The organism is Paenibacillus sp. MER TA 81-3 (assembly GCF_023713585.1).
Taxonomy (GTDB): domain Bacteria; phylum Bacillota; class Bacilli; order Paenibacillales; family Paenibacillaceae; genus Paenibacillus_B; species Paenibacillus_B profundus.
The window spans coordinates 1-16167 of record NZ_JAMAWB010000028.1 but is presented as its reverse complement, the minus strand read 5'-3'; the positions used below and the strand labels follow the sequence as shown (position 1 = coordinate 16167).

17 protein-coding genes and 1 other RNA gene are annotated in these 16167 nt (G+C 48.5%); 17 read left to right on the top strand and 1 reads right to left on the bottom strand.

Annotation, left to right across the window (positions count from 1 at the left end; translation table 11 throughout):
* Positions 1-257: 257 nt before the first annotated feature.
* The gene (gene rpoE, locus M3650_RS27555; RefSeq protein WP_233698454.1) at positions 258-818 is read left to right on the top strand and encodes a DNA-directed RNA polymerase subunit delta; all 561 of its coding nucleotides are present in this window, start codon (positions 258-260) and stop codon (positions 816-818) included.
* A gap of 262 nt (positions 819-1080) precedes the next feature.
* On the opposite strand, the gene M3650_RS27550 is transcribed toward rpoE, so the two are convergent.
* Positions 1081-1230: a hypothetical protein gene (locus tag M3650_RS27550; protein WP_019421203.1), complete on the bottom strand. Its 150-nt coding sequence runs from the start codon at positions 1228-1230 to the stop codon at positions 1081-1083.
* A 137-nt stretch (positions 1231-1367) separates the two neighbouring features.
* Between M3650_RS27550 and M3650_RS27545 the strand changes: the two genes are divergently transcribed.
* From M3650_RS27545 to M3650_RS27470, 16 genes are all read left to right on the top strand, one after another.
* Positions 1368-2969 carry a CTP synthase gene (locus M3650_RS27545; RefSeq protein ID WP_251579385.1) on the top strand — a complete coding sequence of 534 codons (1602 nt, stop codon included), beginning with the start codon at positions 1368-1370 and terminating at the stop codon, positions 2967-2969.
* A gap of 216 nt (positions 2970-3185) precedes the next feature.
* Positions 3186-3587 carry a response regulator gene (locus M3650_RS27540; RefSeq protein WP_019421206.1) on the top strand — a complete coding sequence of 134 codons (402 nt, stop codon included), beginning with the start codon at positions 3186-3188 and terminating at the stop codon, positions 3585-3587.
* A 229-nt stretch (positions 3588-3816) separates the two neighbouring features.
* The gene (fba, locus tag M3650_RS27535) at positions 3817-4671 is read left to right on the top strand and encodes a class II fructose-1,6-bisphosphate aldolase (protein ID WP_019421207.1); all 855 of its coding nucleotides are present in this window, start codon (positions 3817-3819) and stop codon (positions 4669-4671) included.
* Positions 4672-5016: 345 nt separating this feature from the next.
* Positions 5017-6270 carry a UDP-N-acetylglucosamine 1-carboxyvinyltransferase gene (locus M3650_RS27530; RefSeq protein ID WP_019421208.1) on the top strand — a complete coding sequence of 418 codons (1254 nt, stop codon included), beginning with the start codon at positions 5017-5019 and terminating at the stop codon, positions 6268-6270.
* Positions 6271-6554: 284 nt separating this feature from the next.
* Complete coding sequence (gene rho, locus M3650_RS27525; RefSeq protein WP_019421209.1) at positions 6555-7853, top strand: transcription termination factor Rho; 1299 nt, start codon at positions 6555-6557, stop codon at positions 7851-7853.
* 65 nt (positions 7854-7918) lie between these two features.
* The gene (locus M3650_RS27520; RefSeq protein WP_251579384.1) at positions 7919-9190 is read left to right on the top strand and encodes a radical SAM family protein; all 1272 of its coding nucleotides are present in this window, start codon (positions 7919-7921) and stop codon (positions 9188-9190) included.
* 141 nt (positions 9191-9331) lie between these two features.
* Positions 9332-9529 (top strand): 50S ribosomal protein L31, encoded by a 198-nt coding sequence (rpmE, locus tag M3650_RS27515; protein ID WP_251579382.1) that lies wholly within the window; start codon positions 9332-9334, stop codon positions 9527-9529.
* A gap of 177 nt (positions 9530-9706) precedes the next feature.
* A complete protein-coding gene (locus M3650_RS27510; RefSeq protein ID WP_251579380.1) occupies positions 9707-10045 on the top strand; it encodes a hypothetical protein in 339 nt (112 codons plus the stop codon).
* A complete protein-coding gene (locus M3650_RS27505) occupies positions 10012-10290 on the top strand; it encodes a hypothetical protein (RefSeq protein WP_251579378.1) in 279 nt (92 codons plus the stop codon). Before M3650_RS27510 ends, M3650_RS27505 begins: the two co-directional genes overlap by 34 nt.
* 43 nt (positions 10291-10333) lie before the next feature.
* Positions 10334-10601: signal recognition particle sRNA large type (ffs, locus tag M3650_RS27500), an RNA gene on the top strand.
* Between the two features lie 265 nt (positions 10602-10866).
* Positions 10867-12015 (top strand): ATP-binding protein, encoded by a 1149-nt coding sequence (locus tag M3650_RS27495; RefSeq protein WP_251579377.1) that lies wholly within the window; start codon positions 10867-10869, stop codon positions 12013-12015.
* Between the two features lie 138 nt (positions 12016-12153).
* Entirely contained in the window at positions 12154-13914 is a 1761-nt protein-coding gene (dnaX, locus tag M3650_RS27490; RefSeq protein ID WP_251579375.1) for a DNA polymerase III subunit gamma/tau, read from the top strand.
* Between the two features lie 39 nt (positions 13915-13953).
* The gene (locus tag M3650_RS27485; protein WP_019421216.1) at positions 13954-14265 is read left to right on the top strand and encodes a YbaB/EbfC family nucleoid-associated protein; all 312 of its coding nucleotides are present in this window, start codon (positions 13954-13956) and stop codon (positions 14263-14265) included.
* A 136-nt stretch (positions 14266-14401) separates the two neighbouring features.
* Positions 14402-15001, top strand: a complete 600-nt coding sequence (gene recR, locus M3650_RS27480; RefSeq protein WP_019421217.1) for a recombination mediator RecR — start codon at positions 14402-14404, stop codon at positions 14999-15001.
* 274 nt (positions 15002-15275) lie between these two features.
* Positions 15276-15548 (top strand): DUF2508 domain-containing protein, encoded by a 273-nt coding sequence (locus M3650_RS27475; RefSeq protein ID WP_251579373.1) that lies wholly within the window; start codon positions 15276-15278, stop codon positions 15546-15548.
* A gap of 3 nt (positions 15549-15551) precedes the next feature.
* Complete coding sequence (locus M3650_RS27470) at positions 15552-15815, top strand: pro-sigmaK processing inhibitor BofA family protein (RefSeq protein ID WP_251579372.1); 264 nt, start codon at positions 15552-15554, stop codon at positions 15813-15815.
* Positions 15816-16167 lie beyond the last annotated feature (352 nt).

The window sequence follows — 16167 nt, the reverse complement described above, 5'->3', positions numbered from 1 at the left end:
GGACATAATATGAAGAAGAGCCGGCGAAGGGCTTAGCACACCAAAGACGAGGGCCACTGCTTTCGTCGGGTGCGGATACAGTCGAACGCGAAGGATAGCCCTTCGCGTTTCTTTTTTTTGTCTTGAAATGACTGATATGTGGCATTTTTTTGTCTGGCTGAAGAAAACTTGCTTTTTCGCGGCAGATCGGTTTTACTTATGTGTGAACATGGATATGTTAGTATCAGTTTGAACCTTTTGAGAGAGGATGTGTCCGAATGAGCACCCCGTTGGAATTGAAACTAGATCCCGACAAAGTGCAAGAAATGCCGATGGTGGATTTAGCTTTCCTTATATTGAAAGCTGCCAACACGCCTTTCTACTACCGCGATCTAATGAACGAAGTAGCTAAGCTTCGTGGATTAACCAAAGAGCAAATTACCGATGTGATTGCGCAGTTATATACCGAAATCAACATTGACGGCCGCTTTGCATGTGTTGGCAACAACCTGTGGGGCTTGAAACGTTGGTACCCGGTTGACCGTTCGGAAGAGTCGATGGGAGGCTCCAAACGTCCGCGTATCATTAATGATGAAGACGACGATATGGAAGACGAGTATGTGGAAGAAGACGACAACTACACTGCTGATGGAGAGGACTTCGATTTCGTGGATGAAGACAACGAAGAGGAAGAAGTCTTCGACGATGAAGAGGAAGAGGCAGAAGTTGACGAAGAAGTCATGATCGATGAAGAAGAAATCGATGAAGACAGTTCTGAAGGGGAAGAAGAACTGGAAGAAGACTTCGAAGAAGCCGACAAAGCTGAGGATAACCGTTAATCGGCTGTTCCCCACTGCGTGGCTGGCATAAATGCCGTTTGCTTATTGGTCCTGTTGAAGAAGCTGCTCAGAAGCTTTGATGGGAAGGATAAGTAAGCGGCATTTTCACTTCTTCACATCCCCTTAAAAATCCAAGCGTGCTCCCTTGACATGGGACTACCTACAGAGTAAACTAGCATATGGGCTTTGGATTTGTATTGAATTGAATAGAGTGATTGAACATAAGAAGAAAGTGCCCCGTGACACTACGGGAGTCACTTTTTTATTTTTTTCCGATATCGGAATGTATCTGCTCGACGGCATGGTCTGCTCGGACATGGTATATTTTGAGTCGAATAAAAGGCTTCCGTTGATCGCGGACGCTCGGCTTCGGGTGTCCTTCGATAGGAGCTTTTTTTATGACATCTTGCATCAATTTTTCTCCTGCAAATGGGTTACGATAACATCATGCAGCATGAATTGCAAAAACTCCATCGGACCTGATTCAAGAGTCAAAGCCTCCCGAGAACATATGTCATGAATGCACTTGATCATAGGAGGGTTTCACCAGTGGCAAAATACATTTTTGTGACGGGCGGCGTCGTTTCATCTCTAGGTAAAGGAATAACGGCAGCATCCCTAGGCAGACTGCTGAAAAATCGGGGTCTGAAAGTAACGATTCAAAAGTTTGACCCGTACATCAACGTTGATCCGGGTACCATGAGTCCCTATCAACACGGTGAAGTGTTCGTAACCGACGACGGGGCGGAAACCGACCTGGACCTTGGCCACTATGAGCGTTTCATTGATATCAATCTGTCCAAGAACAGCAATGTGACGACAGGGAAGATCTATTCTTCGGTTATCTCTAAAGAACGCCGCGGTGAATACTTGGGCGGTACCGTACAGGTTATTCCGCACATCACGAATGAAATTAAAGAGCGTGTTTTCCGCGCCGGCAAAGAAGCGGGCTCCGATGTGGTCATTACGGAGATCGGCGGTACGGTAGGCGATATCGAGAGCTTGCCGTTTCTGGAAGCGATTCGTCAAATCAAGAGCGATGTCGGCCGCGATAATGTGATGTACATTCACGTTACTCTGATTCCGTACATCAAAGCAGCGGGTGAAGTGAAGACGAAGCCGACGCAGCATAGCGTCAAAGAGCTGCGCAGCATCGGCATTCAGCCGAACATGCTTGTATGCCGGACAGAGCACGAGCTCTCGGAAGATTTGAAGCGCAAGATCGCACTCTTCTGCGACATTGACGCCAACGCGGTTGTGGAGTGCCGTGACGCCTCCACCTTGTATGAGGTTCCTCTCATGCTGCGCGAGCAAGGCATGGATAATATCGTCGTCAACCATCTGAAGCTGCAGACGCCAGAACCGGATATGGTCGAGTGGACGAAGCTGGTCAATCGCGTGAAGCAGCTGCAAGGCCGCGTTGAGATTGCTATCGTCGGGAAATACGTTGCCCTTCACGATGCTTATCTGTCCATTGTTGAAGCGTTGGAGCATGCTGGTATTGATGCCAATGCCGAAGTGAACATCCGTTGGGTCAATGCGGAGGAGATTACGGAAGAGAACGTAAGCGAGCAATTGTCGGGAGTTAATGGCATTTTAGTTCCAGGCGGATTCGGCGATCGGGGTATCGAAGGAAAAGTAACAGCGATTCGCTTTGCGCGTGAACAGCAAATTCCGTTCTTTGGTATTTGCCTAGGCATGCAGGTTGCTGTAATCGAATATGCGCGAGCGGTTGTCGGCTTGACAGGAGCGAACAGTTCGGAAATCAACCCGTCGACAGAGTATCCTGTTATCGATTTGCTGCCAGAGCAGAAGGACATCGAAGATTTGGGCGGCACGATGCGCCTTGGCCTGTATCCTTGCAAATTGCAGGAAGGGTCGCTTGCGATGGAGTGCTACAACGACGAGCTCGTATACGAGCGTCATCGTCATCGTTATGAATTTAACAACGAATACCGCGAAATTGTGGAGCGTGCCGGCTTGAAAGTAAGCGGAACGTCCCCTGATGGACGGTTGGTTGAAATCGTGGAGCTTCCGAACCACCCGTGGTTCCTTGCGGTGCAATTCCATCCGGAATTCACATCCCGTCCGAACCGTTCACAGCCATTGTTCCGTGAGTTCGTCAAAGCTGCGATTAAACAGTTGGGATAATGTATATATTTGCAAAGCGAAGATTCTCCATGTGAGAATTTTCGCTTTTTTTGCTTCCCGCGGTACAGAAGCAGATGTTTTTCCTAAAGTAAGGAGGAATTTAATAGGAAGAAGCGAATATGTACTGTAACTTTGCAATATAAGCATGTTATGCGAGACGGCAGCTATGACAAGGCAAACATACTCGCTCGTGATACACGGTGGGAGGGGTACCAGTTGGATAAAAAGAAAGTATTGATTGTTGATGATCAGAATGGTATTCGGGTTCTTCTCATGGAAGTGTTCAGCAGCGAAGGATATACGACATATCAGGCTTCTAACGGCAAGATGGCGCTGGACATCGTACAGGATGAATCACCGGATATCGTTCTGCTTGACATGAAGATACCTGGGATGGACGGTTTGGAAATTTTAAAACAAATCAAGAAGATGAAGCCACACATGAACGTCATCATGATGACTGCTTATGGGGAATTGGATATGATTAAGGAAGCGACCGATCTGGGAGCTATTATGCACTTTACAAAGCCATTTGATATTGATGAAATGCGTGTGGCCGTCAACATGACTTTAGCCCACAGTAACGAACAGCATGGTCATATGACTTTGCCGTCTTAACGAATGATAGAAATGATGCGCGATGCTGGGTTGCTGACCCAGCCTCTTTGCTTTTTGGATTTCGTCTGAAGGGGGCTTTTTGAACAACCTCCAACAGACGGATGTGTTCTGTTTTGTCAAGAGGTTGTTTACTTTTTTGCGCCTAATTGTGATATAATAACACCGTACAAGATGTCGGCTAACAAGAAGAGAGACAGACGACGAACAACTTCCTAGGAGGATGGAGACCATGCCATTAGTTTCGATGAACGAATTCCTGCCGAAAGCTAAAGCAAATAAATTTGCGGTAGGCCAATTCAACATTAACAACTTGGAATTCACACAAGCCATTACAGAAGCTGCGATGGAAGAGAAAGCGCCAATTATCTTCGGTGTATCCGAAGGGGCACTGCGTTACATGGGAATGGAATATACAGTAGCAATGGCGGAAGCGGCTGCGAAGAAATCCGGCTTGCCGATCGCATTGCACCTTGACCATGGCAGCACGTTTGAAGTGGCTATGGCTTGTATCCGTGCAGGATTCTCTTCCGTTATGTTCGATGGCTCCCATCATGCGTATGAGGACAACATCCGCTTGACTAAAGAAGTCGTTAAAGCGGCTCATGCTATGGGCGTATCCGTTGAAGGTGAATTGGGTACAATCGGCGGGACAGAAGATGACCTTACAGTGGATGAGGAATCCGCTCAATTGGCGAACCCAGAAGAAGCGATTCGTTTCTATGAAGAAACAGGCGTTGACGCACTTGCGATTGCTGTAGGTACGGCACACGGCATGTACAAAGGCGAGCCTAAACTTCATTACGATATCATTGAAGCTGTTGCTGCAAAAGTTCCTGTACCTGTCGTACTGCACGGCGGTTCCGGTGTGCCTGACGAAGCCATTCGCAAGGCAATTGCCGCAGGCGCAGGCAAAATTAACGTGAACACAGAGAACCAAGTCGCTTGCACGAAAGCGATTCGCGAAGCGTTGAACAAGAATGCAGATGTAATCGATCCTCGTAAATACTTGACGCCAGCTCGCAATGCGATGGTTGAAGTGGTTCGCGCTAAAATCCGCTTGTTCGGAAGCAACAACCAAGCGTAATCGGATATTTATATTTGCGTCTACAAATGCGGGAAAAGCGCCGGTTCTCCGGTGTTCTTCCCTTTTTTGTGATTACACCACCTAACTTATAGTATTATAGAGGTTGTTCAAAAAAGTCCCCTTTTGATCACGATGCATCCCAAGATGTCATTCGACATCGAATCTTACGTTCACTCTCCAAGAGCATATGTTTCCGAAGCAGTTTTCTTGCGAAAACTTGTACTTCTCGGTACCGAAAAGTGACTTTTTGAATGTGAATTATTTTTTGGGATGACCATATTTCAATATTAAGCATATGGATGAGCCGGCTATCATCAGCACGGTGTGGGAGGAACTCAGCTTGTGATGGAAAAGTTAATGATTTGCGGCGGGCGGCCGCTATGTGGCACCGTTCAGATTAGCGGAGCAAAGAACAGCGCGGTAGCGCTTATACCTGCAGCAATATTAGCAGAGAGCGAAGTTGTGCTCGATAACATGCCTGAATTAAGCGATGTCGCAACCTATGGCGAAATTATTACCGAACTCGGCGGGCAAGTCAGCCGGGAGGGAACCAGCCTGCACATTAATCCTTCCCACTTGATCTCCATGCCGATGCACAACGGCCCCGTCAAGAAATTACGGGCCTCCTATTACTTAATGGGCGCATTGTTAGGACGATTCGGAGAGGCGACGATTGGCATGCCAGGCGGGTGTAACTTCGAGCCGCGTCCGATTGATCAGCATATTAAAGGATTTGAAGCGTTAGGAGCGACGGTAACGAATGATCATGGCTCCGTTCATATTGTTGCGCGCGAACTGCGCGGCGCGAAGATTTATTTAGATGTAGTCAGCGTTGGTGCCACGATTAATATAATGTTGGCGGCCTCACGGGCTAAAGGCACTACTATCATTGAAAATGCGGCAAAAGAGCCTGAAATTATAGATGTTGCCACTTTGCTCAACGCAATGGGGGCACGAATTAAAGGTGCGGGTACGGAAACGATTCGCATTGAAGGGGTAGATGGTCTTCATGGCTGCCGCCATTCGATTATTCCGGATCGCATTCAAGCCGGAACGTACATGATCGCGGCTGCGGCTACGCGTGGAGATATTTTAATAGATAATATTATTCCGAAGCATTTGGAGGCTCTTACGGCCAAGTTGGAGGAAATGGGCGTCCAGATTGTAGAGGGCGATGAATCGCTCCGTGTCATCGGCGGTGTCGATTACGAAAGCATTGACGTGAAAGCTTTGGTGTACCCTGGCTTTGCCACGGATCTGCAGTCTCCGATGACTAGCTTGCTTACACAGACTAGAGGGGTTAGCATGCTGTCCGATCTCGTATATAGCAATCGCTTCAAGCATGTTCCCGAATTGCTGCGCATGGGCGCGAAGATTCGCGTGGAAGGCCGTTCTGCTGTTATTGAAGGAACGAAGCTGAATGCGGCAAAAGTAAGAGCATCGGATTTGCGGGCTGGTGCAGCGCTAGTTATTGCAGGCTTAACGGTGGAAAATGACGTAACAGAAATTACGGGCGTGGAGTATATCGATCGCGGATATGATAACTTAGTGACGAATTTGCGAATTTTAGGTGCAGATGTATGGAGGCAAACGGAATAAATCAGTTGTTTCGGGGTAAAAATAGGGTAATAATAGATTAATATTAGATTAGTTACCTAGAACACTGGCACCTCCTTTCTACGAAACTCAACCGTCATGCGATATTACGCTGCTTGTTCCTGGTCAAAAGAACTCATCTGCTTTCAGTCCACTTTTTCTTTCCCGGTGAAATGACCAACCTTCGTATGCACAAGGTAAGCACACCGCTTTTTCTCATTTTTATTTTCATAGGACTTATCCATCTCACATCACATGCATTTATGAACAGAATAGGAGTTGTATTCATGGAGTTACAAATTTCCGATTTGGAAACGAAGAAGCTGACCGAGCTGTATAAGCTGGCAAAGCAATTTCAAATTGCCGGCTACGGTCAGATGAAGAAAAAAGAATTGATTTTTGCTATTTTGCGCGCACAAGCGGAGCAAGGCGGATATATGTTTATGGAGGGCGTGCTGGATATATTGCCTGAAGGCTTTGGTTTCCTGCGGCCTATCAACTATTTGCCAAGTTCGGAAGACATTTATATCTCGCAATCTCAAATCCGTAGATTTGATCTTCGAACCGGTGACCTGGTGTCCGGTAAATGTCGTCCACCGAAAGAGAATGAGCGTTATTTCGGTTTGCTGCAAATTAATGCCGTCAATGGAGAGAAGCCGGAAGACGCGGCTCAGCGTCTGCACTTCCCTGCATTAACTCCTCTTTATCCACAGAAGAAGCTGGTGCTTGAAACGGCCCCGAACAAAGTTTCTACACGGATTTTGGATTTGTTAGCCCCTGTAGGTCTTGGTCAACGCGGACTTATCGTCGCCCCGCCTAAAGCTGGTAAAACCTTGCTTCTCAAAGAAATTGCCAACAGTATTTCGGAGAACCATCCTGACATCGAGTTGTTCGTATTGCTTATTGACGAGCGTCCGGAAGAAGTGACTGACATGCAGCGCTCGGTAAAAGGTGAAGTAGTCGCTTCCACATTCGATGAGGTGCCTGAGAATCATATTAAAGTAGCTGAGCTGGTGCTTGAACGCGCATTGCGCTTGGTGGAGCATAAGAAAGACGTTGTTATTTTGTTCGACAGCATCACTCGCCTGGCGCGGGCTTACAACTTGGTCGTTCCGCCATCCGGACGGACGCTGTCCGGCGGTATTGATCCGGCTTCCTTCCATCGTCCGAAGCGCTTTTTCGGATCGGCGCGCAATATTGAAGAAGGCGGCAGCCTGACCATTCTTGCGACAGCATTGGTAGAGACTGGATCGCGTATGGACGACATCATTTATGAAGAGTTTAAAAGTACAGGCAATATGGAGCTCCATCTGGATCGCAAATTGGCTGAACGCCGCATCTTCCCTGCGATTGACATTCGCCGCTCGGGCACGCGCCGCGAGGAAATGCTCTTGACGAAGGAAGAGCTTGATAAGCTGTGGGCGATTCGCAAAAATATGAATGAAACGTCTGAATTTGTGGATCAATTCCTGAAAAAGCTGCGTGATACGAAGACGAACGAAGAATTTATGGCTTCTTTGGACACGAACGGCAACGGAAGCGGCGGCTCTCCGACGCGCCGGACGCGGAGCACCTCGGTCAGCTAGGAAGACGATGGCAAATGTGACGCTGTGGAATAACGTGAAGCATGAATGTAGGAGGACAAGGTTACATGTATTTAGTTTATGCGGATAGTGAAGGCAACATCTTTGATCACCCCGAATACATCGGCCTCGCCCGCAGTGGTGACATGATCGTTGAAATATTTGAGAACGAGTTGATTCCGCTGCCGGAAGGAGCGACACTTGTCGGACTGCCTTGCACGCGTCCGATCGGATTGGACCCGGATACGGGAGAGATGGTCGCTCTGCCGGGAGACGTGCAAGCGGTCGGGGCGCTGCTGCCGCAGGGCTATACGCGTCTGCATATTCCGAGCTACGTGAAGACGGATAAAGAGCAGAAGCTCCCGCTCTTCGGCTATACGGCGGTCGTCTGGCAAGACGGGAAGTTCTATGCGGCAGCTCATTCGACGGATGATCCGCACAAATGGGATCCTTTGAATTGCGATTCAGGCGAGCTGCGCGTTCAAGTGGACCAGTTGCTTACGAAATATCCGGATAACCGGCTATATCAGCACTTGTCGCATTGCGCCTTGCAATACGAATGCTTGACGGCATCCAATACGTTCCTGAATCGCTGGGAAGGTGCTGTTCCGGTGTCATATTCCTGCAATGCCGGTTGTTTTGGCTGTATTTCCGAGCAGCCAGATGACAGCGGATTTCCAGCCCCGCAGACGCGGATGAACTTCAAGCCGACTGTCGACGAATTGGTGCAGATTATGCTGGAGCATTTGAAGACACCGGAATCAATTATCAGCTTCGGCCAAGGTTGCGAAGGCGAGCCGTCCACGCAGGCAAAGATTATCGTCGAAGCGATGCGCGAGGTGCGCCGCCAGACGGATATGGGGTATATCAACATCAATACCAATGCTGGCTTGACCGACCATATACGGGCTATAGTCGATGTAGGTCTTGATTTGATGCGTGTGAGCACCATCAGTGCGCTTGACGACCATTACAATGCTTACTACCGGCCACGGGCGTATACGCTTCATAATGTGGAGAAGTCGTTGCGCTATGCATCGGAACAGGGCGTATATACGTCGATCAATTATCTTGTCTTCCCAGGCGTAACCGACCGGGAAGAAGAGATTGAGGCAATGGTGGAGTTTGCACGGCGGACGAAGCTTCGTCTCATTCAAATGCGTAATTTGAACATTGATCCCGAGAGCTATCTTGCGCTCATTCCGAAAGCGCAGGGCGATGTTCTCGGCATGAAGCAGATGATAGATATTTTCCGTGACGAGCTGCCTGATGTCGTTATCGGTTCTTATACACATGTGCCTCCGGCGGAGTTGGCGCGAGTGAAGTCATACGCGAAGTAATAGGTGGATCGGAACTGGAATCGACTGACTGGAAATGTCAAAATAACATTGCGTGTATAAATCAAACATGCTATAATCCACTCATGTGTCTATATAACTCTGAGCACGCAAAGGGCTCAGGGCGGAGAGAGGTGAATTCAAGTGAAAGAAGCAATTCAACCGAAATATCACATCACGTCAGTATCTTGCGCATGCGGTAACACGTTTGAAACAGGTTCCGTTAAGGAAAACCTGAAAGTAGAGGTATGCTCCGCTTGCCATCCGTTCTTCACAGGCAAACAGAAGTTCTTGGACGCTGGCGGTCGTGTGGATAGATTTAAGAAGAAATACGGTATCTAATGCATATGTGTTTAATGTGAACTCCCTTACTGGCAACAGTCAAGGGAGTTTATTTTTTTGCATATATTCGTTCCGGTGCAAACACCGATTCGCACAAAATGTAAAAACGAATGAAGTCCCCACCTTGTATGATGGAAATGTAAGTCCTTATCGAATTGCAAAAGGAGGTGCAGCAGTGTGGGAATGACGGAACACGAGCGTTGGCTTCCGACCGTGATTGCGGCTGTCGGATTGTTGGCTGCTGCAGTCGAAGTGTGTGGGAAACACTGTTACGCAGCTTGGAAGCAGATGAATGGCGATAGCGTCCAAGCGGAATTGTCCGCAGGCTTCGTGACCGAGAGCGTGTCCGCTATTATCGGTACGTTCATCGTGGACGGAGGGGCATACGGACTGTTACAGCTGACGCGGAGGACGTTTCCTTCGTGGGGGTGGCCTGAACAGCCAGACAGCAACCTTCATCTGGCTTGGCCAGCGTCTTCGTCGTGTGCAGCGTCGTTATCGGTCTCGGCTGGTTGAATTTCGTTGCCGTCTCCCGTAAGGTGCGTCTTGACGCATTCTGGGTCTGTTTTGCCGCCGGCTGGACGCTGGCAACGGCGTGCGCTGCGCAGTGGATCTATCCAAATGTGGGGCTGCATGTCGGGATAAATGTCGGGGTTGGCGTTATGAGCGCTGGCATATGCATACTGCTGCGTGGTTGGACAGATGATGATGTTCAAGCGGAAGCCGAACCTGTTCGCAGCGACACGATTGTTAACAATTGACTTTAGTTGCACTTTCGCCTCAAATAGTCTATACTAGGTTTTGCCGTGCTAGATGGGGAGGTAGCGGTGCCCTGTAACTCGCAATCCGCTGTAGCGAGATTGAATTCCTGTTAGAGGTTTTGTCGATGTGGGGTCCGGTATTTGCGTTTGGTGTTGACGGTCGGGTCCTTCGCAATGGGTGCCTATGAATCTGGTCAGGTCCGGAAGGAAGCAGCCATAAGTAGGAGAGCTCATGTGCCGGAGGGAAGCCTGACCCGAGCTGATGCGCAGAAGTGCCGCTCGGATCGCAATTATCAATAACAGGTGCACGGTTTTCATATTACAAGAGAGACACCGAATGATTCGGTGTTTTTTTATTTTACAATTATTATGAATGTATGCTCATATATAATAGATTGAAGCAGGAATATAGACCTTATTCGGCGAAAGAAATATATAATAGCAAAGAGCGTGGACAAGCGGAAACGACATTACCAGCCCCATCTCGGTGGTCGGCTGCCAATTTCTGCAACAAGAATCAGGCAAGTATAATTGCGAGAGAGTGAAACTTGCGCTTATTAGCATTGAGGTGAGTCTATGACTGAACCAACGCCACATTCGGGTTCGCTGAAGCCGTTGTCTCCTTCTTCTCCCATTGAAGAGAGGCATGAAGGAGGACATGGTGAATTAAACCTGCTGCAACAGTTTGCCGGCGCCTTTTTGCGAGATGTGAATTTAGGAATTCTGCTTCTGGATACACAGTTTCGATTGGTGGACATCAGCGAGATGGCTTGCCATGTCCTTGGATGGGAACGCGAACAGGCGCTGCAGTGTCGGGTCAATGAGCTGTTCGGGGACATGCCTACCGAGCATCATCTGGTCCAACGCGCCCTTCTGGAAGGGGTTGTGGTACGCAATCATGCGGTCTCATGGCGCAACGGCAATGAGCGGTATGAACTGCTCCTCGATTCCAATGTATTGCGTGATGCGCAAAGTGAAATTGTCGGCGCCTATGTTCTCTTCAAGGATGTATCCAATCTTCGTTCGTTGGAGGAGCAGGTTCAACGAAGCGACCGTTTGGCTATGATTGGACAGATTGCGGCGGGGACTGCGCACGAGATCCGCAATCCGCTCACTTCCATTAAGGGATTTCTGCAGATGTTCAAGAAGACGCTGCATGAGAAGGGGATGGGCAAGGAAGTTCACTATACCGAGATTATGCTGACGGAAATCAATCGAATTAATGAGCTTGTAGGAGAATTTTTGCTGCTGAGCAAACCGAAGCACGTAACCATTGAGCGGGTGGATTTATATCAGGTCATGAATGATATCATGCCGATTATTCGCAGTGAAGCCGTTCTGCACGGGGTTCACGTTCGCTATGCCGCGGATGAGACGATGCCGTTCGTCGTAGCGGATCGGGAACTTTTAAAACAGGTATTCATCAACATCGCGAAGAATGGTATTGAAGCTATGGTTGACGGTGGAACGCTTACGATAACGGTCAAGCGGGATGATGCGGGCAAGCGCGTCCTGATCGACATACACGATACAGGTCCTGGTATCCCTTCCTTTCTTATCGACAAAATCTTTGATCCGTTCTTTACGACCAAGCAGAATGGAACTGGGCTGGGCCTCTCGGTTTGTCAGCGCATTATTCACGACTTGGGCGGCACGATTCGCGTCGCATCTAAAGGCTTTGGCACGACGTTTACACTATCGGTTCCATTTCAACCTGTTGGCTGAAATGCCGATGTCTATCCGTAGCAATGGACAACTGAATGAACTATGGGCAGTCTTCCCGAGTTTCCAAAGAGAGGAAATGGCTGTTTTTTTAGCGGTTGTGATATAGTATAATAAGAAAAACGTTTTCGAGGTTGCATCATGGCTCATATCGCATTGTATCGCGCATGGAGGCCACAGTCATTTCATGACATGGTCGGACAACAGCATATTATTCAAACGCTGCAAAATTCGCTGCGGGAGCGGCGTTTTTCGCATGCGTACCTGTTCAGTGGACCGCGTGGAACAGGGAAGACCAGTGCCGCGAAAATACTGGCGAAAGCCGTAAACTGCGAGCAAGGGCCAGGCCCAGAGCCTTGCAACGCTTGTGAAGCGTGTCGGCGCATCACCGCCGGTTCCGTGATGGATGTGGTGGAAATCGACGCTGCTTCCAATCGGGGCGTGGAGGAAATTCGCGATCTTCGCGAAAAAGTAAAGTATGCGCCAACTGAAGTGCGCCATAAGGTCTACATTATTGATGAAGTTCATATGTTGACGACGGAAGCTTTCAATGCGCTTTTGAAGACGTTGGAGGAACCGCCGGCTCACGTCATGTTCATCTTGGCGACGACGGAACCACATCGGTTGCCAGCAACGATTATATCCCGCTGTCAGCGTTTCGATTTCAGAAGGGTATCGCTTGATGAGCAGGTCGCTCGCTTGGAGCGAGTCTGTGCGGACGAGAGCATTCAAGCCGATCAGGAGAGCTTGACGTATATCGCGAAGCTGTCTGACGGCGGAATGCGCGACGCAATCAGCTTGCTGGATCAAGCCGCCTCGTTTACCGACGGACAAGTTACCTATCAGCAAGTGCTGGATATAACAGGCGGGATGCCAGAAGAGCAATTCGCCGAATTGGCCCAGGCGGTTCAAGCCGGGGACGTGGGAACGATTCTAATGGTAATCGAGCGACTGATGCAGGAAGGGAAGAGTGCGGACAAGTGCATGGAAAGCTTGCTCTACTTTTTCCGGGACTTGCTTATGATGAAGATGGTGCCGAGCGGGGACGCATTGACGGATCGCCTAACGAGGGTCGAAGTCTTTCGTGACTTGGCCGAGACGTTTACGGCCGAACGGCTGTTCCAGATCATTGACACGTTGAACCGATATCAGACCGATATGAAGTTTGCGGTGCAGCCGCAGACCTTGTTTGAAGTCGCACTGCTTCAGCTAGCGGCGCAAGGCCAGTCGTTCTCATCCGGTCACACGGGCGCTGCGGGATTGCAGGATACAGTCTCGGCGCCACAGGGAACGGCGGAACAATCTTCCTCTGTGCAACATTTGCAGCGTCAAGTTGCGTCTTTAGAAGCGAAGCTTGATCAACTTCTGAAGTCAGGCGCAGCGGTCAGCAGCCAGCAAGAACCTGCTGCTGAGCGTACGCAAGCAGCTACCCGGTCTTCCGGCCGTGTGTCGCGACTTGCGAATAAGCCGCCTCAGTTCGAACGATATATCGCTGACAAAGACAGTTCTGAGTTCGGCCGTATTCGTGGAAATTGGGGGCAGGTGCTGCAGCGTGTAAAAGAAGCCGGGGTGACGATTCACGCATGGCTTGTGAACGGAGAACCAGTATCGGCGCTTGAAGATCGAATTCTGGTTGCTTTTAAAAACACGATTCATCGGGATACGACCGAGAAGCCGAATAACAAACAGGTCATTGAACGTGTTCTGTCTGACACATTCGGCAAGCCGTATCAACTTGATACGATGATGTTGAAGGACTGGGAGGCTGCGGAAGCTCGAACAGAGGACAGGCAGGAACCTGATTTTCAGTTGGAGCCCGAAGGTCAAGAACCGTCCCGGGAACCATGGATTGACGAGGCTATCCAGATGTTTGGAGAAGACCTTGTTGTCATAAAAGATTAATTCATTTATTCTAAGTAGAAAAAAGGAGAATTCACGGCGATGAACAATATGAATCAAATGATGAAACAAGTTAAGAAGATGCAAGAACAAATGCTGAAAGCTCAGGAAGAATTGGCTGAAAAGAAGATGGTTGGTACTTCCGGCGGCGGCGCAGTAACGGTAGAGGTTAACGGCCACAAAAAAGTTCTGAGCATTGCCATCAAACCTGAAGTTGTTGATGTGGAAGACATCGAAATGCTGCAGGATCTCGTTATTACTGCAGTTAACGATGCTCTTACCAAAGCGGAAGATTTGGCGAACGACGACATGGCTAAATTCACAGGCGGAATGAAAATTCCTGGCTTGTTCTAAATCTAGCAAATGAAAGGCATATACCACTGCGGTATATGCCGTTCTAATCTTTATGGAAACGGCGCTGCCCCTTATGGGGGCCGGCCGTTTTCCGGTTATGTCATCATCATAATGTCATCGTAAAGGGGAGCCCGCATTGTATTATCCAGAACCGATTGCGAAGCTGATCGATGCGTTTACCCATTTGCCGGGTATCGGGCCAAAGACAGCGGCTCGTCTTGCGTTCCATGTGACCCGTATGCCTGAGGACGACGTGATAGACTTCGCCAAGGCGCTTGTTAACGTAAAGCGGAATTTGCATTATTGTTCCGTCTGCTGCAACATAACTGATGTCGATCCTTGCCGTATCTGTCAGGACAAATCGCGTGACGCGTCTATTATGTGTGTGGTTCAGGAGACGAAGGATTTGGTCGCTATGGAGCGGACGAAGGAATTCATGGGCTACTATCATGTACTGCAAGGTGCGATTTCTCCAATGGAAGGCATAGGACCTGAGGATATACGTCTCGCGGAACTGTTGAAGCGTCTTAGCGACGAGCGGGTCAAGGAAATGATACTCGCTACGAATCCCAATATTGAAGGTGAGGCAACGGCGATGTATATTTCGCGTTTGGTGAAGCCTTTTGGGATCCGGGTGACGAGAATTGCGCATGGCTTGCCTGTTGGCGGTGATTTGGAGTACGCGGATGAAGTGACGCTGTCCAAGGCGTTGGAAGGACGACGTGAAATTCAATAATTATATAAAGCATAACGCGATAGCCATTAAGGGGTTATGCCGCTAGGCTGTTGAGAAAAGTCTCTGAGAAATCAGAGGCTTTTTTGATCTGTGTTTTGGAAAGAGCATCTATAAGTGCGTGGTCAAAAAAAAAGGTTGCTTTACAGCACCGAGAAGCCATATTGGCCAAAAGGGGGTTTTTGAACAACATCTATTAGGTTGCTTATTACCTGTTCTACCCTTGTCCGCTCCTCCATAAGTATTAATGAGGAATCTCTACGGGAGGGATGACACCTTGCTGAAAATAATAAAGCAGTGGTTGGCAGGCCGGCAGGACAAGCAGCGGTATAGACATATACAATCCGAGCAGGAACAGATGATGGAGGATATTCGTTATGCATACAAGGAGTTGGAGCGGGCTTGGTTTCGTTTTGAGCACGCACTTGGTGAAGATGAGGTGGACTATGCCATCTTTTCGTTAGAAGCAGCAGAGAAGCGGGTTGGCATGTTATTAAAAAAGGCGAAGAAAGCCAATATCCATGCGCTTCGCCTAGGAGAGGTGTTGTAGCGTATGAAGCTGTTAATGATGGGATTGCTAGTTATTTCGATGGTGGCATTGCTTATTGTCTTATTACGGCAAAGGTTTGCGTGGAAGGGGATTTTCATCTTTTTGCTTCATGGAACTGCTGCTTTTGTTCTACTCTATATCGCTAATTCGACGGGGTGGATTGCCGGAGTTCATGTGCCAACTAACCCGCTGACACTGGCTGCTGTTGGGTTTCTTGGGGTCCCTGGCTTGGCCTCGATCATTTTCTTGAAAATGGTATTAATTTAATGGTTGACGCATGCCTATAGATGTGATAAATTAATAAACGTCGCTTCTAGCGAAAGACACAAAATGAAACAAAAAGTTGTCGAAAGACAATGAAAAAAGTTTTAAAAAGTGCTTGACACTGAAGATGACGCTGTGATATATTATAAAGGTCGCTGCTGAACGCGGCGGCGAAATAAAGCGAGTCAGAATTAAGACTTTTGAGTCTTGATTATGTAAACTTAAGATGATTGTTCTTTGAAAACTGAACAACGAGTGAAACGTTTGTGTAATAGAGGTTAACAACCTCGTCAGCAATACATGAGCAAGTCAAACTAACTTTAACGGAGAGTTTGATCCTGGCTCAGGACGAACG